Raw genomic sequence first — 18,926 nt, forward strand, 5'->3', positions numbered from 1 at the left:
TCAGGCCGGCAGCACGAGGGTGAACGTGCCACCGGTGCTGCGCCGCCAGTCCGAGCGCTCACCGGCGTATGCCTGGCCCCACACCGGGCCGGGCAGCCCGAGCACGCCGGGCGTGCGGGTGCCCTCCGGCACTGTCACCGGCACGTCGAGCCCGCTCGGCGCGATGGTGTGCACCCGGCCGTTGAGCAGGTAGCCGGTGACCTTGCCCGCGGCGACCGCGGCCCGCCAGGCGTCCTGCCGCTTCATCACCGTGCCCGCGTCGGACAGCCTCGGGTTCACGATCGGGGCGTTCGAGGCGAAGGTGTTGCGGTAGCTGGACAGCATGCCCTCGACCATCGGGTAGAGCAGCCGCTCCTCGGCGATGTTGGACTGGTGCGCGTACTGCGGCCGCGCGTTGTTGCCCAGGATGAACCGCATGCCCAGCCGGATCTGGGTGGGCACGATGTAGGAGTCGAAACCGTTGGCGCCCAAGGGCTGGATGCAGGTGGTGGTCTGCGGGTTGTCCTCGCAGATGCCGGAACCGCCGTTGGCGCGGGAGGTGTAGACCCAGTTGTACTCGTCGATCATCTCGGCCTTGGTGCCCACGTTGTAGTACACCGAGATCGGGTAGCGCGGCACGCCCTGCGCGGTGCCCACCTGGCGCAGCGCCGGCTCGCGGGAGGCGTCCAGGCCGATCCAGGCCACCCCGGTCTCGCGCAGCGCGGCCACGTAGTTGGGGTTGTCCAGCGGCTGCTGCGGCAGGATCTTGGTGCCGGAGTGCTCACCGGCGAGCATCTCGTTGCGCTGCAAGGCAAGGCCCTTGTTGACGCCCCACTGGTGGTTCTTGTTGATCTCGGTGACGATGTCGGCCTTGGGCAGCCACTTCACGGTGCCGTCGGGGTTGGTCGCGCACCGCCACGGCACCACCGAGGTGTCCTGCACGCAGCCGAGGAACTTGTGCGAGTAGGTGTGGTTGGCCCAGCGGAACTGCCCCTTGTGCTGCAGCAGTGCGGCCGTCAGCGGGTCCGAGCCCTGGGCGGCGACGACCTCGTCGCTGCCGTAGGCGTTGTAGTACATGTCCAGCTTGATCCCGTGCTGCTGCTGCCACTGCACCACCTTGGTGACATCGGCCGGGTTCATCCGGATCGCGGGCAGCGCGGGCACGTCGCCCTGGCAGTCGATGTCGCCGGGGGTGCAGTTGTGCTCGCCGCTCCAGCGGTCGTCGCCGTCGAAGACGTCGTCGATGTGCACGCTGAGGTAGGAGCGGTGGTGTCCGAAGTGGACACCCTTGGTGAGCCAGCTGATCAGGCCGTGCTGGAGCGTCTTGAACTGGAGCTGCTCGCTGTTGTAGGCCACGCTGAGGGTCAGCTGCTCGCGGGCGCCCTGCTTGAGCACCCCGGCCAGCACGCCCTGCTGGCTGCCGTCGGGGGAGACGCCGGTGAGGTAGGGGGTGAAGGTCGTGCCGGTGGCCGGGTCGTCGGGCACCTGGTTGGTGAGGTAGCCGTATGCCTCCCACACCGCGGGGTCGCCGTTCTCGATCGCGACCGGGCCACGCAGGTTGCGGAAGGCCCCGCCCAGCGCGCTCGCGGTGAGCTGCGCGGTGGTGCCGTCCAACTGCCCCGCGTAGTGCGGGGTGTTCATGCCGACCTTGGGGCTGGGGTAGGCGAAGGCGTTGACCTGGCGGATGCCGAAGCGGCTCTCGTAGGCGGCCAGCGCGTCCAGCTCCGCCTGGGCGAGCCCGGCAGGCGCCTCGTTGGGCAGCACCACCGCCTGGAACTTGGCCCGGGGCGTGGAGTTGACCGTGTCGGCGAGGTAGGCGGCGGTGAGCACCGGCCGCTGCGGGTCGGCCAGCCGGACCACGGTGCTGGGCACGCCCTCGTTGACCAGGGCTGCCCGGAAGGCCTCTGCGGAGGATCCACCGTCGGTGACGACGAGGACGTTGAGGTCGATCCGGGCGGGTGTGTCCGCGGCCGAGGCCACCGGGGTCATGCTGAGGGTCAGCACGAACGCGGTGGCGGCCGCGACCCGTAGCAAGACAGGGCGAAGCACACGAAGAGAACTCACGAAAACCCCGTTCATGCACGCGTCCGTGACCACACGTGCGGTGGAAAGGAAGGGCCGCCATTGCGGCTCCGCAAAAATAATCGCTCAGCACAAGGTTCTGTTACGTGTTCCGGCCGACATCACTGATAACAGATAGGACGTGCGTCAAAAATCGCGCCGAGATCCGCCCCAAAGGCCCTTGACAACGCAAGAAGCGCGAGCTGACCTGCGCTTTTGACGAAAGAACTGGGCCGAACGCCAAAATAGTTAGGCCATTTGGTCGCTCCGGACCTTTGGTTGTCAGAATGTCCGGATGGCGCGACCAAAGTTGCGCTGAGCTGGCCAAATCAGGTCCAGCGGGCTACTCATTGGTATACGGACATACTTGATATGAAGAGCGTTACCTGAAGGTTTCTTCAGCTGGAAAACCCCAAACCCGGCATCATGCAACACGCATCCAGCACGCAATCGATGACATGGCAGTGACTGTCACCCGTCTGCCATGTCCCCATTTCTGGGTAACCGCGCGTCCACGGGTTCTGCACGGCGCGGAGGGTAGCCCGGGATTGCGGCCGCACAACGGCGAACGGCCCGAACCGGGGTGGCTCGGGCCGTTCGAGGAAGCGGTGCGCTACCTGCGTCTGGCCCGGGACAGCAGGGTCTGCATGACCACCACGACCACCAGGAACGCGCCGTTGACCACGGCCTGCATGCTGGAGTCGAAGCCGCCGACCTGGTTGATCACGTCCCGGATCACGTACAGCAGCGCCACCCCGGCCAGCGTGCCGCTCACCGAGCCGACGCCGCCGGTGAGCAGGGTGCCGCCGATGACCACCGCGGCGATGGCCTCCAGCTCCAGGCCCACGCCGATCACGGTGACGCCGGAACCGAGCTGCGCCGCGTTCAGCGTGCCGGCCAAGCCCGCGAGCAGGCCGGAGATGACGTAGACGCTGACCTTGGTGCGGGCCACCGGCAGGCCCATCAGCGAGGAGGCGTCCTCGCTGCCGCCGATGGCGAACAGCCGCATGCCGAAGCGGGTGCGCTGCAACACCAGTCCGCCGATGAGGAACAGCGCCAGCGCGATCAGCACCGGGAAGCCGATGCCGAACAGCCTGCCCTGGCCGAGCTCCAGGAACGCGGTCTCGGTCTGCGGCACCAGGTAGGTCTGGCTGCCCTCCTCGGTGAGGAACTGCAACAGGCCGCGGGCGAAGAGCAGGCCGCCCAGGGTGACGATGAACGGGGCCATCTTGGCCTTGCCCACCAGCAGGCCCTGGGCCAGGCCGATGGCGCCGCTGACCGCCAGTGGCAGCAGCAGCGCACCCGCCAGGCCCCATTCCCTCGCGCCATAAGCGGCCAGCACCCCGGACAGGGCGTAGACCGAGCCGACCGACAGGTCGATGCCGCCGGTGATGATCACCATCGTCATGCCGAGGGCGATCACCGCGAGGAAGCTGGCCTGCACGGCCAGGTTGCCCAGGTTGTAGGCGGTGAGGAAGGTGTCGAAGGTCGCGCCGCCGACGGCCAGCAGCACCGCCAGCACGATCAGCGCGCCGTGCCGCTGGACGATCCGGGCGGCCTGCTCGCCGCGGCGGGCAGCCTCGGCGGGTGGGGCGGTCGCGGGGGCGGTCTTGATGCCCGGCCCCGCGAGCGGGCCTTCGGGAGTCATCGGGAACCGTTCCCTTCTCGCTGCACCAGCACCGCGGCCGCGATGATCAGTGCCTGGGCCATCTGCGCCAGCGAGGCGGGCACATCGTTCTTGATCAGGGTGGCCACGATCAGCTGCATCAGCGCCGCGCCCGCGACCGTGCCCAGGATGCGCACCCGGCCACCGGTGAGCGGGGTGCCGCCGACCACCACCGCGGTGATCGCGGCCAGCTCGATCAGCTCGCCCAGCCGGGACGGGTCGCTGGCGGACAGGCGCGCGGTGGCCAGCACGCCGGCGATCGCGGCCAGCATGCCGCTGACCACGTACACCGTGACCAGCACCCGCTTGACCGGCAGCCCGGCGAACTGGGCCGCCCTGGGGTTGCCGCCGATGGCCACCACCTGCCGCCCGAACGTGGTCCGGGAGACCAGCAGGCCGACCAGCACCGCGAGCACCGCGGCGATCAGCACCGTGTACGGGATGCCCAGCACCGAACCCGCGCCCAGCTCGCGCAGCTGCGGGTTGCGGATGTCCTTGAGCTGCCCACCGGCCAGCACCAGCGCCAGCCCGCGCCCGCCGACCAGCAGCGCCAGCGTGGCCACGATCGGTTGCACACCAACAAAAGCGACCAGGTAGCCGCTGAGCAGCCCGGCCGCCGCGCCGGCCAGCAGGCACACGCCCACTGACAGCCCGGCGCCGTAGCCCAGGTACAGCGGCAGCAGCGCGCTGGTGATCGCCATGACCGAGCCGACTGACAGGTCCACGCCCTTGGTGCCGATCACCAGCGCCATGCCCAGGGCGACCACCAGGGTCGGCACCATCTGCACGGCCTGGGTGCGCAGGTTGTCCGCGGTGAGGAAGTTGTCGGTGACCACCAGGTTCACCAGGAACAGCAGGGCCAGCGCGAAGTACACGCCGTAGTCGCGGACCAGGCCGAGGGCCCTGGCCCGGCCGGGGGCGGCCGCCGGGGCCGTCGCGGTTGTCATGCGCTGTCCTCTCTGGCCTCGGCGAGCGCGTTGAGCACACCGTCGGCGGTGACCTCGTCGCCGCGCAGCTCGGCCACTGATCCGCCCTCGCGCAGCACGACCACCCGGTCCGCGCCGGCGACCAGCTCGTCCAGCTCGCTGGAGACCATCACGATGGCCAGGCCCTGCTCGGCCAGCTCCTCGATCAGCGCCTGCACCTCGGCCTTGGCGCCCACGTCGATGCCGCGGGTCGGCTCGTCCAGCAGCAGCACCTTGGGCTCCACCGCCAGCCAGCGGGCCAGCATCACCTTCTGCTGGTTGCCGCCGGAGAGCTCGCTGACCCGCTGCTCCGGGCTGGAAGCCTTGATGCGCAGGCGTTTCATGAAGACGTCGACGACCTTGTCCTGCCGGGCGCGCGAGGTGATCCCGGCCTTGGACAGCCGGGGCAGCGCGGCCAGCACGATGTTCTCCCGCACGGACAGGTGCGGGATGATGCCCTCGGCCTTGCGGTCCTCCGGCACCAGCACCATGCCCGCGCGGATCGCCGCCGCGGTGGACCCGCCCTTGAGCGGCTTGCCCGCCACGCTGATCTCGCCGCCGTCCAGGGTGAGCAGCCCGGCCAGCGCGGTGACCGTCTCGGTGCGGCCGGAGCCGAGCAGTCCGCCGAGGCCGACCACCTCGCCCGGCTGCACGCTCAGGTCCACCCCGGTGAGCACCGCGCGCTTGCGCAGACCCTTGGCGCGCAACACCGGCTGCCGCGACTCGTCGCCGCCGGTGTGGCCCTCGGAGAAGGCGGTGGTGCCCTCGCTGCGCACCTGCGCCACCTCGCGGCCCAGCATCAGCGCGACCAGCTCCAGCCTGCTGACCTCGCTCATCGGTCCACTGTGGACGGTGCGGCCGTCGCGCAGCACGGTGACCGAGTCGCAGATGGTGTAGAGCTCCTCCATCCGGTGGCTGACGTAGACCACCGACACCTCGCGCTGGTGCAGCCTGCGCACCACCTGGAAGAGGGTCTCCACCTCGCGCGGCTCCAGCGAGGAGGTCGGCTCGTCCATGATCACCACGCGCGCCTCGGTCTGCACCGCGCGCGCGATGGCCACCATCTGCTGCACGCCGAGGCCGAGCGAGCTCAGCTCCCGGCGCGGGTCGACCGGGATGCCCAGCTCCGCCAGCAATGTGGCCGACTGCCGGCGCATCCGGCCGAAGTCCACCGTGCCGAAGCGGCCGCGCGGCTCCCGGCCGAGGAACAGGTTGTGCGCCACCGACATCGACGGGACCAGGTTGACCTCCTGGTACACCGTGGAGATGCCGGCCTCCTGGGCCGCGGCGGGCCGGTCGAAGCTGACCGGCTCGCCGAGGAAGCGGATCTCGCCGCCGTCCGGGCGGTACACCCCGGTGAGCACCTTGATCAGGGTGGACTTGCCCGCGCCGTTCTCGCCGACCAGCGCGTGCACCTGGCCGGCTCGCAGGGTGAAGTCCACCTCGCGCAGCGCGTGCACACCGGCGAAGTGCTTGCCCACCCCGGCCGCCGTCAGGACGGCCGGGGTCAGACCGGGCACGGCCTCAGTAGGCACCGTTGACCTCTGCCTTGGCGTTGGCCGCGTCGTAGGCCTTGTCCGAGATGATGATCTTCTCCGGGATCGCCTCCCCGGCCAGGAACTTCTGCATGGTGGCGAAGGCCAGCGGGCCGAACCGCGGGTTGGACTCGATCACGCCGTTGATGTTGCCGTCCACGATGGCCTGCACCGCGTCCCTGGTGCCGTCCACCGAGACCACCCTGACGTCCGTGCCCGGCTTCTTGCCGGCCGCCCGGATCGCGTTGATCGCGCCCATGGCCATCTCGTCGTTCTCCGCGTAGATCGCGTTGATCTCCGGCTTGGACTGCAACAGCTGCTCGGCCACGGTCTGGCCCTTCTCCCGGGAGAAGTCGCCGGTCTGCTCGGCCACCACGGTGACGCCGGGGGTGCCCTTGATGGCGTCCTTGAAGCCGTTGGTGCGGTCGGTGGTGACGTTGTTGCCGGAGGAGCCGAGCAGGATGGCCACCTTGGCGCTGCCGCCGGTCACCTTGATCATCGACTCACCGGCGCGCTTGCCCTGGTCGACGAAGTCCGAGCCGATGAAGGCCAGGTAGTCCACGCAGGGCTTGGCCGCGTTGAGCTTGCGGTCCACGGTGAGCACCGGGACCTTCTTCTCCCGCGCGGCGCGCAGGGCGGGCTCCAGGCCGTCGGAGTTCAGCGGGGCCACGATCAGCAGCTGCGCGCCCTGGGCGAGCATGGACTGGATGTCGGAGATCTGCTTGCCGAGGTCGGAGTTGGCGTTGGTGGTCAGCATCCGCTTGACGCCGACCTTCTCCGCCTCGGCCTTGATGGAGGCGGTCTCCGCGATGCGGAACGGGTTGGCCTCCTTCTCCGACTGGGAGAAGCCGACGACCGCGTCCTTGAGGTCGATCTTCGGTGTGCCGTAGGCGTCGATCTTGCAGGTGCTCCCGCCCTCCGGCTGGGCCGACTTCGTCACCTGCTCACCGCCGCCGCCGGTGGTGCCGGGGTTGCCGGAGTTCTCCGGGTTCGCGCAGCCGGCCAGCACAAGTGCGGCCGCCGCGACGAGCACCGCGCTGGACTTGAGGGATCGAACCTGCAAAGCAGTCATTGTCCACTCCTTCGTGGATCATGGACTGGGCGGTGAAACGCCAGTTGCCCCTGGGTCGGTGGTCACTATGAACGAAATTGATCGGTTTCCGTCGGCAATCGCATAACTATGTGGTTTCTGTACCGGTGATGTGCACCTGGACGCCGAGTGAGCGCAGCGCGGCCAGTTCGGCGGCGTCCGCGGCCCCGTCGGTGACCAGGTGGGTGATCGACTCCGGCGGCACGGTCTGCACCATGGTGTCCACGCCGATCTTGGTGTGGTCGGCGAGCACCACGATCTCGTCGGCCGCCGAGGCCATCGCCCGGTCGGTGCCGGCGACCGAGACGTTGGGGGTGGACAGCCCGCGCGCGGCGGTGAGCCCGTTGCCGGAGAGGAAGGCGCGCTGCACCCGCAGCCCGGCCAGGCCCTGCTCGGCGGCGGTGCCGACCAGCGCGAAGATCGAGCCGCGCAGGGTGCCGCCCGGCATGATCACCTCGATGCCGCGGGAGCGCGCCAGCGCCTGCGCCACCAGCAGCGAGTTGGTCAGCACGGTCAGCTCGGCCAGCCGGGACAGGCGGCGGGCCAGCGCCTGGGTGGTGGTGCCCGCGCCGAGCACGATGGCATCGCCCGGCGCGACCAGCTCGGCGGCCAGGTCCGCGATGGCGGCCTTCTCCTCGCTGGCCACGTGGGTCTTCTCGGTGTGCGTCGGCTCGTAGGCCGGGCGGTCGGTGGCCACCGCGCCGCCGTGCCGCCGGGTCAGCAGGCCCTCGCCCTCCAGCTGGCGCAGGTCCCTGCGGACGGTGACCTCACTGGTCTTCACGATCCGGGCCAGCTCGCGCAACGAGACAGCGCCGTTGGAGCGAACCAGCTCCAGGATCACCTGTCGGCGCTCGTCAGCGAACACGAGGCGATCGTAAACGGACACAATCGGTCGGGGCACCCAGTGACACCCCGGTCTTGGCCGTTTCGGTATCTCAGCGTGGCCGGTTCAGGACGGCCCGCACCCGCTGGTACCGCGTTCTCCAGTGCTCGGCCCGCTCCGGCGGCGCGGCGTGCTCGGCCAGCAGGTCCGGATCCGGCCGCGGCGCGGCGCGCGGCACCGGCAGGTAGCCGTCCACCGGCCGCAGCGACTCCCTGGTCACGTCGCCGGTGAACAGTGAGAGCGTGCCCAGCCCGCAGGCGAACTCCAGCTCCGGCAGGGCGCCGGCCAGCGCCAGCTGCGCGGCCAGCCCGACGCTGCTCTCCAGCGCCGAGGACACCACGCAGGGCAGCCCGGTCGACTCGGCCACCCGCAGCGCCTGCCGCACCCCGCCCAGCGGCGTGCACTTGATCACCGCGATGTCCGCGGCCTCGCGCACGCCCGCGCGCAGCGGGTCGGCGGCCCGCCGGATCGACTCGTCCGCCGCGATCCGCACGTCCACCCGCCGCCGCACCTGGGTCAGCTCCTCCACGGTCCGGCAGGGCTGCTCCACGTACTCCAGTCCACCGGCCGCGACAGCCATCCGCTTGATCCAGCGCACCGCGGTGTCCACGTCCCACACCGCGTTGGCGTCCACCCGGACCGCCCCGCCCGGCCCGAGCGCGTCCCGCACCGCGGCCAGCCGCTCCAGGTCCTCGGCCAGCGAGTCCGGGTGGTCGGCCACCTTGACCTTGGCCGTGCCGCAGCCGGACTCGCGGACCAGCCGGAAGGCCCGCTCGGCGGAGACCACCGGCACCGTGCAGTTCACCGGGATCCGTTCCCGCACCGGCTCCGGCCAGCCCAGCTCGGCGGCCTCCACCGCGGTGGCCAGCCAGCGGGCGGAGACCTCGTCGTCGTAGTCCTCGAACGGGCAGAACTCGCCCCAGCCCGCCGGTCCGGGCAGCAGCAGGCCCTCCCGGACGGTGATGCCGCGGAACCGGGTGCGCAGCGGGATCGAGTAGACGTGCACGGCACCTCCGGGTCGCATCGGGACAGTCCTACCCGAATACTGTGCTCGATGCGCACCTGGCACCTGCCCGCCTTCTACCGGACCTGGACCGCCCAGGACAGCCGGGGCACCTGTGTGAGCCAGCTGGCCCACACCCCCGACGGCCTGCACCTGCGCCTGGGCTGCACCCAGCAGTACGACTTCGCGCTGACCCCGCAGGCCGCCAGGACACTGGCCAAGTCGCTGCGCACCAACACCCCGTGCGTCCAGGGCGGCTTGTCCCTGACCCCAGGTCCAGCGGGGGACACCACGCTCACCGCCACCCTGCCCGCGGACTCCTGGACCCTGGTCCTGGACCGCGACCAGGCCGCCCGCCTGGCCCGGCACCTGGCCGACGCGATGAGTCATCACCAGGCCTGATACCAAAGTCTGATATCCCCCGAACCACCGGCGCGACTTAAATTGAATTGATCGCGCAATCGACTGCATCCCTGCTCAGACAGCGCGACTTCTTGCGACCCCCTGCCGGCAAGGAGCCCACATGACAACCAAACGCGTACTCGGAATCCTGGCAGCCACCCTGCTGTCCCTGATCACGCTGATCGGCCTGACCCCCTCGGCGATCGCCGCCCCGCAGGCCCGCACCGTCTACTACAACGCCAGCGGCGCCGGTGAGTACCGGGGCACCGCGGACCAGGCGGCCCAGATCTGGAACCAGCGGGTGCCCAACGTCCGCCTGGTCTCCGGTGGTTCGGCCACCATGACCATCCGGGTCACCACCGGCGGCGGCAGCCGGGCCTACCCGCAGGGCCTGGGGCGCGGCCTGGTCTACATCGACCGCAACGACGTCAACGCCGGTCACTACGCGCTGCGCATCATGGCGCACGAGATCGGGCACATCCTCGGCCTGCCGGACAACTACAACGGCGTCTGCTCGCAGCTGATGTCCGGCGGCAGCGCGGGCACCAGCTGCCGCAACCCCAACCCGAACGCCCAGGAGGCGGCGCGGGTGAACCAGCTGTTCGCGGGCGGCTTCAGCCCGTCGAGCATCGAGTCCACGGTGTACGACCGGGAACTGGCGGCCGCGTAAGCGACCAGCCGGTGCCGACGGCCCGGACCGCGCGGTGGTCCGGGCCGTCAGGCCGGGTGCACGCAGAACTCGTTGCCGTCCGGATCGGCCATCGGCACCCAGTCCACCTCGCCCTGGCCGAGGTCGATCCGCTTGGCCCCCAACGAGACCAGCCGCTCCACCTCGGTGGCCAGGTCGCTGTCCACCGGCACGAGGTCGAAGTGCAGCCGGTTCTTGCCCAGCTTCGGGGCCACCGGCGGCCCGCCCCAGGTGATCTTGGGCCCGCCGTGCGGGGAGCGGATCGCGGTCTCCTGGTCCTGGTCCCAGACCAGCGGCCAGCCCAGCGCCTCGCTCCAGAAGTAGCCGACCTGCTGGGTGCCGTCGGAGGAGAGCGCGCCGATGAACCCGCAGTCGGCCAGGAAGTTGTTGCCTGCCTCGATCACGCAGAACTCGTTGCCCTCCGGGTCGGCCAGCACGATGTGGCCTTCCTCCGGGCGCTGGCCGATGTCGAGGTGCCTGCCGCCCAGCGCCAGCGCCCGCGCGACCGTGGCCTGCTGGTCCTCGGCGGAGGTGCTGGTCAGGTCGAAGTGCGTCTGGTTCGGGCCGAGCTTGTCCGCCCCGGTCGGCAGGAATCTGATCCGGAAGCCGGTGTCATCATCGGGCAGCAGCGCGATGCCGCCGAGGGCGTCCGGCGCGATCTCCCAGTTCAGGACGCCTGCCCAGAAGCGGGCTAGACCGGCGGGGTCCTTGGCGTCGAAGCCGAGCGCGAGCAGGGTGGCGGGCATCCGGCCACGCTAAGAGCTGCGCCAGAGGTGTGCAACGCGATTCCGAGCTGGCCCATTACCGGAATCGGCCCCCGCGCACGTTCGCCATACCGTCCGGTCGTAGGGTTTCGAATCAGGCGGGTTGCGCTCCGACACCAATCCGTGATCTCGTTCCGGCGTCATCAACACGAGTTGAAAGAGCGGTTCGTGGTTACTCGGCGCGATGTCGCGCGGCTGGCCGGCACTTCGGAGTCGGTGGTCAGCTACGTGCTCAACGCCGGTCCCCGCAACGTCGCGCCGGCCACCCGGGACCGGGTGCTGGCCGCGATCGAGGAGCTGGGCTACCGGCCCAACGCGGTCGCCCGCTCGCTGCGCACCAACCGGACCCGGACCCTGGGCCTGCTGGTGCCGGACAACGCCAACCCGTTCTTCGCCGAGCTGGCCGCCCAGATCGCCGAGGACACCTTCGCCGCCGGGCACTCGCTGTTGCTGGCCAACTCCCGGGAGGACCCGGACCGGGAGGCCGAGCAGGTGCGCACCCTGCTGGACCGCAAGATCGACGGGTTGATGCTGATCCCCGCCTGCGCGCCCACCCGGTGCGTCGAGGACCTGGTGTCTTCAGGGGTGCGGTGCGTGCTGGTCGACCGCGAGCTGCCCCGGCTGGCCGCGGGCACCGTGGTCGCCGACCACATCGGCGGCTCGCGGACGGCGGTGGAGCACCTGCTCTCGCACGGGCGGCGGCGGATCGCCTGCGTGGCCGGGCCGCACTGCGCCTCGCCCACCGACGACCGGGTGCTCGGCTGGCGGTCCGCGCTGATCGCCGCCGAGGTCGACCCGGACGCGCTTCCCTTGCTGCACACGCCTTTTGGCCGGATGTCGGCCTACACCGCGGCCACCGAGCTGCTCACCGGCCTGACCTCGGCGCAGCGTCCGGACGCCATCTTCGTCACCAGCGACGAACAGGCCGTCGGGGTGCTGCGAGCGGTGCTGGAACTGGGCCTGCGGGTGCCGGAGGACATCGCCATCGCCTCCTTCGACGGCATCGCCGGCTCGGCCTACCCGGTGCCCGCGCTCACCACGGTCAGCCAGCCGCTGGCCGCGCTCAGCCAGACCGCGGTGAAACTCTTGCTGGACGCGGAGAACCCGGCAGGCAAACGGATCGTGCTGCCCACCTCCCTGCTGCGCCGCGGCTCCTGCGGCTGCCCTGACCCCGCCGGCGGCGGCTGCTCGGCCCCCGCGCCGCCGGTTGCCGTCCCCCTGCCCCACTCCGCCGAGCGCTGACAACCAGCCATCATTCGCGAAGCCCCCCAAGGAGTTCGTCCGTGCCGAGGAAATCCTCTGTCGTCGCCGCCGCGGCCGCCATCGCCCTGACCGCGGCCGCCTGCGGCCAGGAGGGCAACGGGCTGACCGTGCCCCCGTCCAGTGGTGACCCCAAGATCTGCCTGGTGATGAAGTCCCTGGCGAACGAGTTCTTCAAGAACATGAAGAAGGGCGCCGAGGACTACGTCGCGGGCCAGGGCGGCATCAAGCTGACCGCCAGCGGCATCCCGAACGAGACCGATGTGGACGGTCAGGTCGCCGAGGTCGAGAAGTGCGTCACGCAGAAGGTGGACGCGATCGTGCTCGCCCCCGCCGACTCCACCGCGCTGATCGCCTCGGTGAAGAAGGCCGTGGACGCCGGCATCAAGGTGGTCAACATCGACGTCGAGCTGGAGGCCGGCGCGCTGCGCCAGGCCAACCTGGACGTGCCCTTCGTCGGGCCGGACAACCGCGAGGGCGCCCGGCTGGCCGGGGTCGAGCTGGCCAAGGTGCTCGGCCCGCGCAGCAAGGTGATCATCCTGGAGGGCATCCCCGGCGCGGCCAACGGCGAGCTGCGGGTCAAGGGCTTCAAGGACGCCATCCAGGAGCACCAGCTGGTGCTGGTCGCCTCCCGCACCGCCAACTGGGAGACCGACCAGGCGCACTCGGTGCTCGGCGCGCTGCTCACCGCCAACGCCGACGTCAAGGGCGTGCTCGCGGCCAACGACAGCATGGCGCTGGGCGCGGTCAAGGCGATCGAGGAGGCCGGGCTGGGTGGCAAGGTGAAGGTCGCCTCCTTCGACAACATCCCGGCGATCAAGCCGTTGCTGCAGAACGGTTCCGTGGTGGCCACCGTGGAGCAGCACGCCACCTCGCAGGCCGCCCGCGGCATCGACCAGGCCATCCGCATGGTCAAGGGCGAGAAGGTCACCGGCTGGCAGAAGACCCCGGTCGAGGTCAAGACCAAGTCCTCCGCGGGCTGAGGCGGACCGGGTGCTCGTGCGGGAACCGCTGCTGCGCCTGTCCGGACTCGGCAAACGCTACCCCGGTGTGATCGCGCTGGCCGGTGTCGACCTCGAGGTCGCGCCGGGTGAGATCCACGCCCTGGTGGGGGAGAACGGCGCTGGCAAGTCCACCGTGGTCCGGTGCCTCTCCGGCATGGACCAGCCGGACGAGGGCGAGATGACCTTCGACGGCGTCCCGCACGCCCCGGCCGGTCCGGCCGACGCGCTGCGCGCCGGGATCAGGGTGGTGCACCAGGAACTGGCGCTGCTGCCCGAGCTGTCGGTCGCGGAGAACCTGTTCTTCGAGCACCTGCCCCGGCGGTTCGGCCTGGTGGACAAGAAGAAGATCCGCCAGGACGCCGTCGAGCTGCTGGCGCGGGTCGGCCTCTCGGTCGACCCGCGCACCCCGGTCGGCCGCCTCGGCCTGGCCGCCAGGCAGCTGGTGGAGATCGCCCGCGCGCTGGCCGCCGACAGCAGGCTGCTGGTGCTGGACGAGCCCACCGCGGCGCTCACCGGCGCGGAGTCCGACCGGCTGCTGGCCATCCTGCGCGAGCTGGCCGCGGCGGGCACCGCGATCGTGTTCATCTCCCACCACCTGGCCGAGGTGCTGGCCATCGCGGACCGGATCACCGTGCTGCGCAACGGCAAGAGCGTGGCCAGCCAGCTCGCCGCCGGGACCGGGGCGGCCGACCTGGTGCGCCTGATGGTGGGCCGGGACCTGGACCAGGAGTTCCCGGCCCGCGAGGACGCCGCCCGCGCGCCCGGCGCGGAGCTGCTGCGCGCGGAGTCGCTGCGGGTCCACGGCGGGACCGGGGAGCTGGACCTGGTGGTGCACGCCGGTGAGGTGGTCGGCCTGGCCGGGCTGGTCGGCTCCGGCCGCACCGAGGCGGTCCGCGCGCTCTACGGCGCCGACCGCCGCGCCGGTGGCCGGGTGCTGGTGTGCGGCAAGCCGATCCCGAACGGCCGCCCGGTCCGCTCCGTCCACAATGGACTCGGCATGCTGGCCGAGGACCGCAAGGACCAGGGCCTGCTGCTGGACATGACGGTGGCCGCGAACACCTCGCTGGCCGCGCTGCCGCTGGTCTCGCACTGGGGGCTGCGCAACCGGAAGCTGGAGGACGAGGTGGCCGCCACCCTCATCGGGCGGCTCGGCGTGCGCACCTCCGGCGTCCGGCAGGCGGTGCGCGCGCTCTCCGGTGGCAACCAGCAGAAAGTCCTCTTGGGACGGTGGCTGCTGGCCGACCCCGGTGTGCTCATCGTGGACGAGCCCACCAGGGGCGTCGACGTGGGCGCCCGCTACGAGATCCACCGGCTGCTGCTGGAGCTCGCCGACGGCGGCAAGGGCGTGCTGGTGGTCTCCTCCGACCTGCCCGAGCTGATGGGCATCTGCGACCGGATCCTGGTGCTCTCCCGCGGCCGGCTGGCCGGTGAGCTGACCCGTGCGGAGTTCGACGCGGAGAAGATCCTGGCCCTGGCCTACTCGGGCTACCTGACCACCACCGACGAAGAGGACGGGCCGAGTCGATGACCGACCTGCTGACCACGGAGGCGCCCGCGCCGCCCCGATCGCGCAACCGGGTGCTGGGCCAGGTGCTCGGCGAGGCCGGGATCGGAGTGGCGCTGCTGCTGCTGGTCGTGGTGTTCCTGGTCTTCGCCCCGCAGTTCGGCACCGGTCAGAACATCCGCAACATCATGACCCAGATCACCCTCAACACCATCCTCGCCGTCGGCATGACCTTCGTGGTGCTGGTCGGCGGCATCGACCTGTCGGTCGGCTCGGTACTGGCGCTGTGCGCGGTGGTCTCGGGCAGCCTGATGACCTGGGACGCGCTCAGCCCCGGCACCGGGTTGCTGCTGGGCGTGCTGGCCGCGGTGCTGGTCGGCGCGCTGTGCGGACTCGTCAACGGCGCGGTCACCGAACGCTGGAAGGTGCCCGCCTTCATCGTCACCCTCGGCATGCTCTACGTGGCCCGCGGCGCGGCCCAGGAGTACACCGGCGCGCAGACCATCTACAACCTGCCGCGCGAGCTGACCCTGTTCGGCACCGCCACCTTCCTCGGCCTGCCCGCGGTGTTCGTGGTGGCGCTGGCGCTGGTCGGATTGGGCGCCTTCGTGTTGAGCCGCACCGTGTACGGGCGGCTGGTGTACGCGGTGGGCACCAACGAGGAGGCGGTCCGGCTGGCCGGGCACCGCACCGGCTGGGTCAAGGTCAGCGTGTTCGTCATCGCCGGGGTGTGCGTGGGCATCGCCGCGGTGGTCTACATGGCCCGGCTCAACATCGCCAGCCCGATCCTGGGCAACGGCTACGAGCTCAACGCGATCGCCGCGGTGGTCATCGGCGGGGCCAGCCTCACCGGCGGCCGCGGCTCGATGATCGGCACCCTGCTCGGCGCCTGCCTGCTCGGCGTGCTCAGCAACGGCCTGATCCTGCTGGGCGTCTCCGACTTCCAGCGCACCATGATCACCGGCGGGGTGATCATCGTGGCGGTGGTGCTGGACGCCTACCGCCGCCGGTTCGCCACTCGTCTCAACTCCGTGATGTGAGATCAGTAGGCTGCCGGGTCCGCCTAGGCAACCTCACGGCAATCCGGAGCGTATTTCACGGTGGTGAACAAATATCAACGGTCCACGACCGCGCTGGCAGACCGCCCCCAGGCCACCTCGGGGGCGGTTTTCGCGGCCCGGCTGCGCGGCTGGCTGACCGCCGAGCCGGTGCTGGCCAGTGTCTTCGCCCTGGTTGTCGCGATGGTGATGACCTGGCCGACGCTGGCCGGGCTGAGCACCACCATCCCGCAGGACACCGCCGACCCGCTGCTCCAGGCCTGGCAGGTCGCCTGGAACGGCCACGCGCTGCTCACCGACCCCGGCAGCCTGTGGCAGACCAACGCGTTCTTCCCGGCCAAGGACGCACTGGCCTACAGCGACAGCCTGCTCGGCTACGCCCCGGCCGGACTCATCGGCGAAGGTCCTGAGGCCGCGCTGGTCCGGTACAACCTGCTGTTCATCCTCGCCTACGCGCTGGCCTGCGCGGGCGGGTACGCGCTGGCCAGGCAGCTGGGCGCGAGCTGGCAGGGTGCCGCGGTGGCGGGTTTCGCCTTCGCCTTCGCGCCGTGGCGGCTGGCGCACGGCGGCCACCTGAACATCCTGTCCACCGGCGGCATCGTGCTGGCCCTGGCCATGCTGGCCCGCGGCCACGGCTTCAGCCTGCGCGAGGGCTACCGACCCGACCGCGCCCGTCCCGGCTGGGCGCTGGCCGGCTGGCTGGTCGCGGCCTGGCAGATGACCCTGGGCTTCGGCGTCGGCCTGCCCTTCGCCTACGTGCTGGCCGGCCTGGTCCTGGTCTCCGCGATCCGCTGGTTCACCACCGGCCGGCCGCCCTTCCCCCGCCGCCTGCTCGGCGCGGACCTGGCAGGCGGCCTGTCCTTCGCCGCGGTCTCGGTCCTGATGGGCCTGCCCTACCTGCGGGTGCTGGAGGCCAACCCGGACGCCCGCCGCAGCCTGTGGGACGTCGACGTGCACAGCCCACCCTGGTACGGCTTCTTCCTGGCCCCCGGCGAGTCCGCGATCTGGGGCGAGGTCAGCGAACGCGGCCGCGCCGACCTGGCCGCCCCCGCCGAGATGACCCTGCTGGTCGGCATCATCCTGCTCACCCTGGCCGTCTTCGGCCTGCTGGTCTCCGCCTGGTCCCGCAAGGTCCGCCTGTGGCTCACCGTGGGCACCGCGGTCTCGGTGGTGCTGGCCTTGGGCACCAAGGTGATCGGCGACGGCGAGTACACCTACCTGTTGCTCTACCACTACCTCCCGGCCTGGGACGCCATCCGCACCCCCAGCCGCCTGGTCCTGTGGACCACCCTGCTGCTCGGCCTGCTCGCCGCGGGCGGCGTCACCCACCTCGCCGAACGTGCCGCCCAGACCCGGCGCTCCCGGCCGCTGCTCGCCGTCGCCCTGGTGCTGCCCGCCCTGCTGGTACTGGGCGAAGGCGCCAACCGCACCGCCCACCCCGAGGTGCCCATCGCCCCCGTCGCGATGAGCACGCTGCGCTCCCCGGCGCTGATCCTGCCCTCGGAGCAGATCGAGGACCAGCAGACCATGTTCTTCTCCACCGACGGCTTCCCGGTGCTGGCCAACGGCGGCAGCGGTTTCCTGCCCAGGATCACCGACGAGCTGCGCAAGAAGACCAAGAACTTCCCGGACCGGGAGAGCATCGCGCACCTGCGGCAGTTGGGCGTGCGCACGGTGGTGGTGCACAACCGGCCGCGCAACAACCCGGCGTTCCGGCGGGCCCAGACCGCGGAGCTGGGGGAGCTGAACGTGACGGTGAAACGGGTGCACGACGACGCGTACGTCTTCTCGCTGGATTAGCGCGCCCGGTTGATTCACACCCGCTTGCCGGAACAACCACGATCCGGTTAAGGTCATCCCGTGACTGCCGGGTCGGCCTTGAGCCACTACCGAGTTGGGTTCCCGGCCTCCGCGTGAGGCCAGGGTGGGCCAGAGGCCCGCCGCCCAGCTGTTCTTCTTCTGACGGTGTCTTCTCCCCGTCACTTTCGCGCGTCACCAGCTCGCTGAGCTGCTCTGACGCCCGCTCACTCTCGCGCGTGCCAGTAGCACCAATTGCGCTGACCGCCGCGCGCATTCCGCACCACCCGCCGCGCTGACGGCTGCCCTTTTCCTTTCCGCTCGTCATCACGAGCGGCGATCAGTCATGCCCACAGAATGGAGAACAAATGGATTTCAACAAGCAGGTCATCGAGGAGTTCCGGGCCAACAACGGTCGCGTCGGCGGCTATTTCGAGGGCTCCCGGCTGCTGCTCATCACCACCACCGGCGCCCGCAGCGGCAAGCCGCACACCAACCCGGTCGGCTTCTACCCGGACGGCGACGGCCGCAACATGATCATCGGCAGTGCCGGGGGCTCGCCCAAGCACCCGGACTGGTTCCACAACCTGGTGGCCAACCCGCTGCTGACGGTCGAGGACGGCGTGTTCACCTACGAGGCCAAGGCCACCGTGCTCACCGGGGAGGCCCGCGACCAGGCGTTCGCCCGCGCGGTGGAAGCCGACGCCGGCTGGGCCGAGTACCAGGCCAAGACCACCAGGGTGATCCCGGTGGTCATCCTGGAGGCCGTCTCCGGAGGACCGCCGAACGCCGGTTCCCCTGGTGAGGCGCTCAAGCTGGTGCACAACGCGTTCCGGCGGGAGCTGGCGCTGATCCGGACCGAGTTCGCCAAGTCCGGACGGACGCTCGGGGTGCAGCTGCGGATCAACTGCCTGACGCTGTGCGCGGGGCTGCACAACCACCACACCGGGGAGGACATGGCGATCTTCCCGTTCCTCACCGACAAGTTCCCCGAGTTCGCGCCCACCATCGAACGGCTGCGCGCCGAGCACGTCCGGATCGAGCAGCTGACCACCGAGCTGCGCGCGGCCCTGGACAACCAGGACGCCGACCCCGGGCTGGTCCTGGCCGAGGTCGAGCGCCTCACCGCCGAGCTCGAACGCCACCTCGACTACGAGGAGGCCCAGCTCATCCCGGTCCTCGAAGCCGCCATGCCATGACCCGAGTGTTGGCCGATCTCGTACGGCGTGTTGGCCGAAGTCGTACGGCGTGTTGGCCGAAGTCGTAC

16 protein-coding genes are annotated in these 18,926 nt (G+C 70.7%); 8 read left to right on the forward strand and 8 right to left on the reverse strand.

The features are described from left to right. The 7 genes from N8J89_RS11225 to N8J89_RS11255 form a co-directional block, all read right to left on the reverse strand. On the reverse strand, positions 1–2,013 hold the full coding sequence (locus N8J89_RS11225) for a DUF2059 domain-containing protein (protein WP_283664270.1): 2,013 nt from the start codon (positions 2,011–2,013) through the stop codon (positions 1–3). Between the two features lie 640 nt (positions 2,014–2,653). After that, entirely contained in the window at positions 2,654–3,688 is a 1,035-nt protein-coding gene (locus N8J89_RS11230) for an ABC transporter permease (protein ID WP_283664271.1), read from the reverse strand. Continuing rightward, a complete protein-coding gene (locus N8J89_RS11235) occupies positions 3,685–4,653 on the reverse strand; it encodes an ABC transporter permease (RefSeq protein ID WP_283664272.1) in 969 nt (322 codons plus the stop codon). Before N8J89_RS11235 ends, N8J89_RS11230 begins: the two co-directional genes overlap by 4 nt. Next, a complete protein-coding gene (locus tag N8J89_RS11240; protein WP_283664273.1) occupies positions 4,650–6,206 on the reverse strand; it encodes a sugar ABC transporter ATP-binding protein in 1,557 nt (518 codons plus the stop codon). The genes N8J89_RS11235 and N8J89_RS11240 overlap by 4 nt, the downstream gene beginning before the upstream one ends. Continuing rightward, the gene (locus N8J89_RS11245) at positions 6,196–7,278 is read right to left on the reverse strand and encodes an ABC transporter substrate-binding protein (protein WP_283664274.1); all 1,083 of its coding nucleotides are present in this window, start codon (positions 7,276–7,278) and stop codon (positions 6,196–6,198) included. Before N8J89_RS11245 ends, N8J89_RS11240 begins: the two co-directional genes overlap by 11 nt. 106 nt (positions 7,279–7,384) lie before the next feature. Continuing rightward, the gene (locus N8J89_RS11250) at positions 7,385–8,161 is read right to left on the reverse strand and encodes a DeoR/GlpR family DNA-binding transcription regulator (protein ID WP_283664275.1); all 777 of its coding nucleotides are present in this window, start codon (positions 8,159–8,161) and stop codon (positions 7,385–7,387) included. Between the two features lie 70 nt (positions 8,162–8,231). After that, entirely contained in the window at positions 8,232–9,203 is a 972-nt protein-coding gene (locus tag N8J89_RS11255; protein WP_283664276.1) for an o-succinylbenzoate synthase, read from the reverse strand. Between the two features lie 30 nt (positions 9,204–9,233). On the opposite strand from N8J89_RS11255, the gene N8J89_RS11260 reads away from it, so the two are divergent. Both N8J89_RS11260 and N8J89_RS11265 read left to right on the forward strand, forming a co-directional pair. Then, complete coding sequence (locus N8J89_RS11260; protein ID WP_283664277.1) at positions 9,234–9,584, forward strand: hypothetical protein; 351 nt, start codon at positions 9,234–9,236, stop codon at positions 9,582–9,584. Positions 9,585–9,705: 121 nt separating this feature from the next. Next, positions 9,706–10,254 carry a snapalysin family zinc-dependent metalloprotease gene (locus tag N8J89_RS11265; RefSeq protein ID WP_283664278.1) on the forward strand — a complete coding sequence of 183 codons (549 nt, stop codon included), beginning with the start codon at positions 9,706–9,708 and terminating at the stop codon, positions 10,252–10,254. Positions 10,255–10,301: 47 nt separating this feature from the next. Here the strand turns inward: N8J89_RS11265 and N8J89_RS11270 are convergent, their stop codons facing one another. Further along, positions 10,302–11,018, reverse strand: a complete 717-nt coding sequence (locus N8J89_RS11270) for a VOC family protein (protein ID WP_283664279.1) — start codon at positions 11,016–11,018, stop codon at positions 10,302–10,304. Positions 11,019–11,204: 186 nt separating this feature from the next. Here N8J89_RS11270 and N8J89_RS11275 point away from each other — a divergent pair, with 186 nt between their 5' ends. The 6 genes from N8J89_RS11275 to N8J89_RS11300 all read left to right on the forward strand — a co-directional run bounded on the left by N8J89_RS11275 (position 11,205) and on the right by N8J89_RS11300 (position 18,858). After that, positions 11,205–12,278 (forward strand): LacI family DNA-binding transcriptional regulator, encoded by a 1,074-nt coding sequence (locus tag N8J89_RS11275; protein ID WP_283664280.1) that lies wholly within the window; start codon positions 11,205–11,207, stop codon positions 12,276–12,278. Between the two features lie 41 nt (positions 12,279–12,319). Then, the gene (locus N8J89_RS11280; RefSeq protein WP_283664281.1) at positions 12,320–13,279 is read left to right on the forward strand and encodes a sugar ABC transporter substrate-binding protein; all 960 of its coding nucleotides are present in this window, start codon (positions 12,320–12,322) and stop codon (positions 13,277–13,279) included. A 10-nt stretch (positions 13,280–13,289) separates the two neighbouring features. Beyond that, positions 13,290–14,828 carry a sugar ABC transporter ATP-binding protein gene (locus tag N8J89_RS11285; protein WP_283664282.1) on the forward strand — a complete coding sequence of 513 codons (1,539 nt, stop codon included), beginning with the start codon at positions 13,290–13,292 and terminating at the stop codon, positions 14,826–14,828. Next, the gene (locus tag N8J89_RS11290) at positions 14,825–15,844 is read left to right on the forward strand and encodes an ABC transporter permease (protein ID WP_283664283.1); all 1,020 of its coding nucleotides are present in this window, start codon (positions 14,825–14,827) and stop codon (positions 15,842–15,844) included. The genes N8J89_RS11285 and N8J89_RS11290 overlap by 4 nt, the downstream gene beginning before the upstream one ends. Positions 15,845–15,907: 63 nt before the next feature. After that, positions 15,908–17,662: a hypothetical protein gene (locus tag N8J89_RS11295; RefSeq protein WP_283664284.1), complete on the forward strand. Its 1,755-nt coding sequence runs from the start codon at positions 15,908–15,910 to the stop codon at positions 17,660–17,662. 365 nt (positions 17,663–18,027) lie between these two features. Further along, a complete protein-coding gene (locus N8J89_RS11300; protein WP_283664285.1) occupies positions 18,028–18,858 on the forward strand; it encodes a nitroreductase/quinone reductase family protein in 831 nt (276 codons plus the stop codon). Positions 18,859–18,926: the final 68 nt, after the last annotated feature.

The organism is Crossiella sp. CA-258035 (assembly GCF_030064675.1).
Lineage (GTDB): Bacteria > Actinomycetota > Actinomycetes > Mycobacteriales > Pseudonocardiaceae > Crossiella.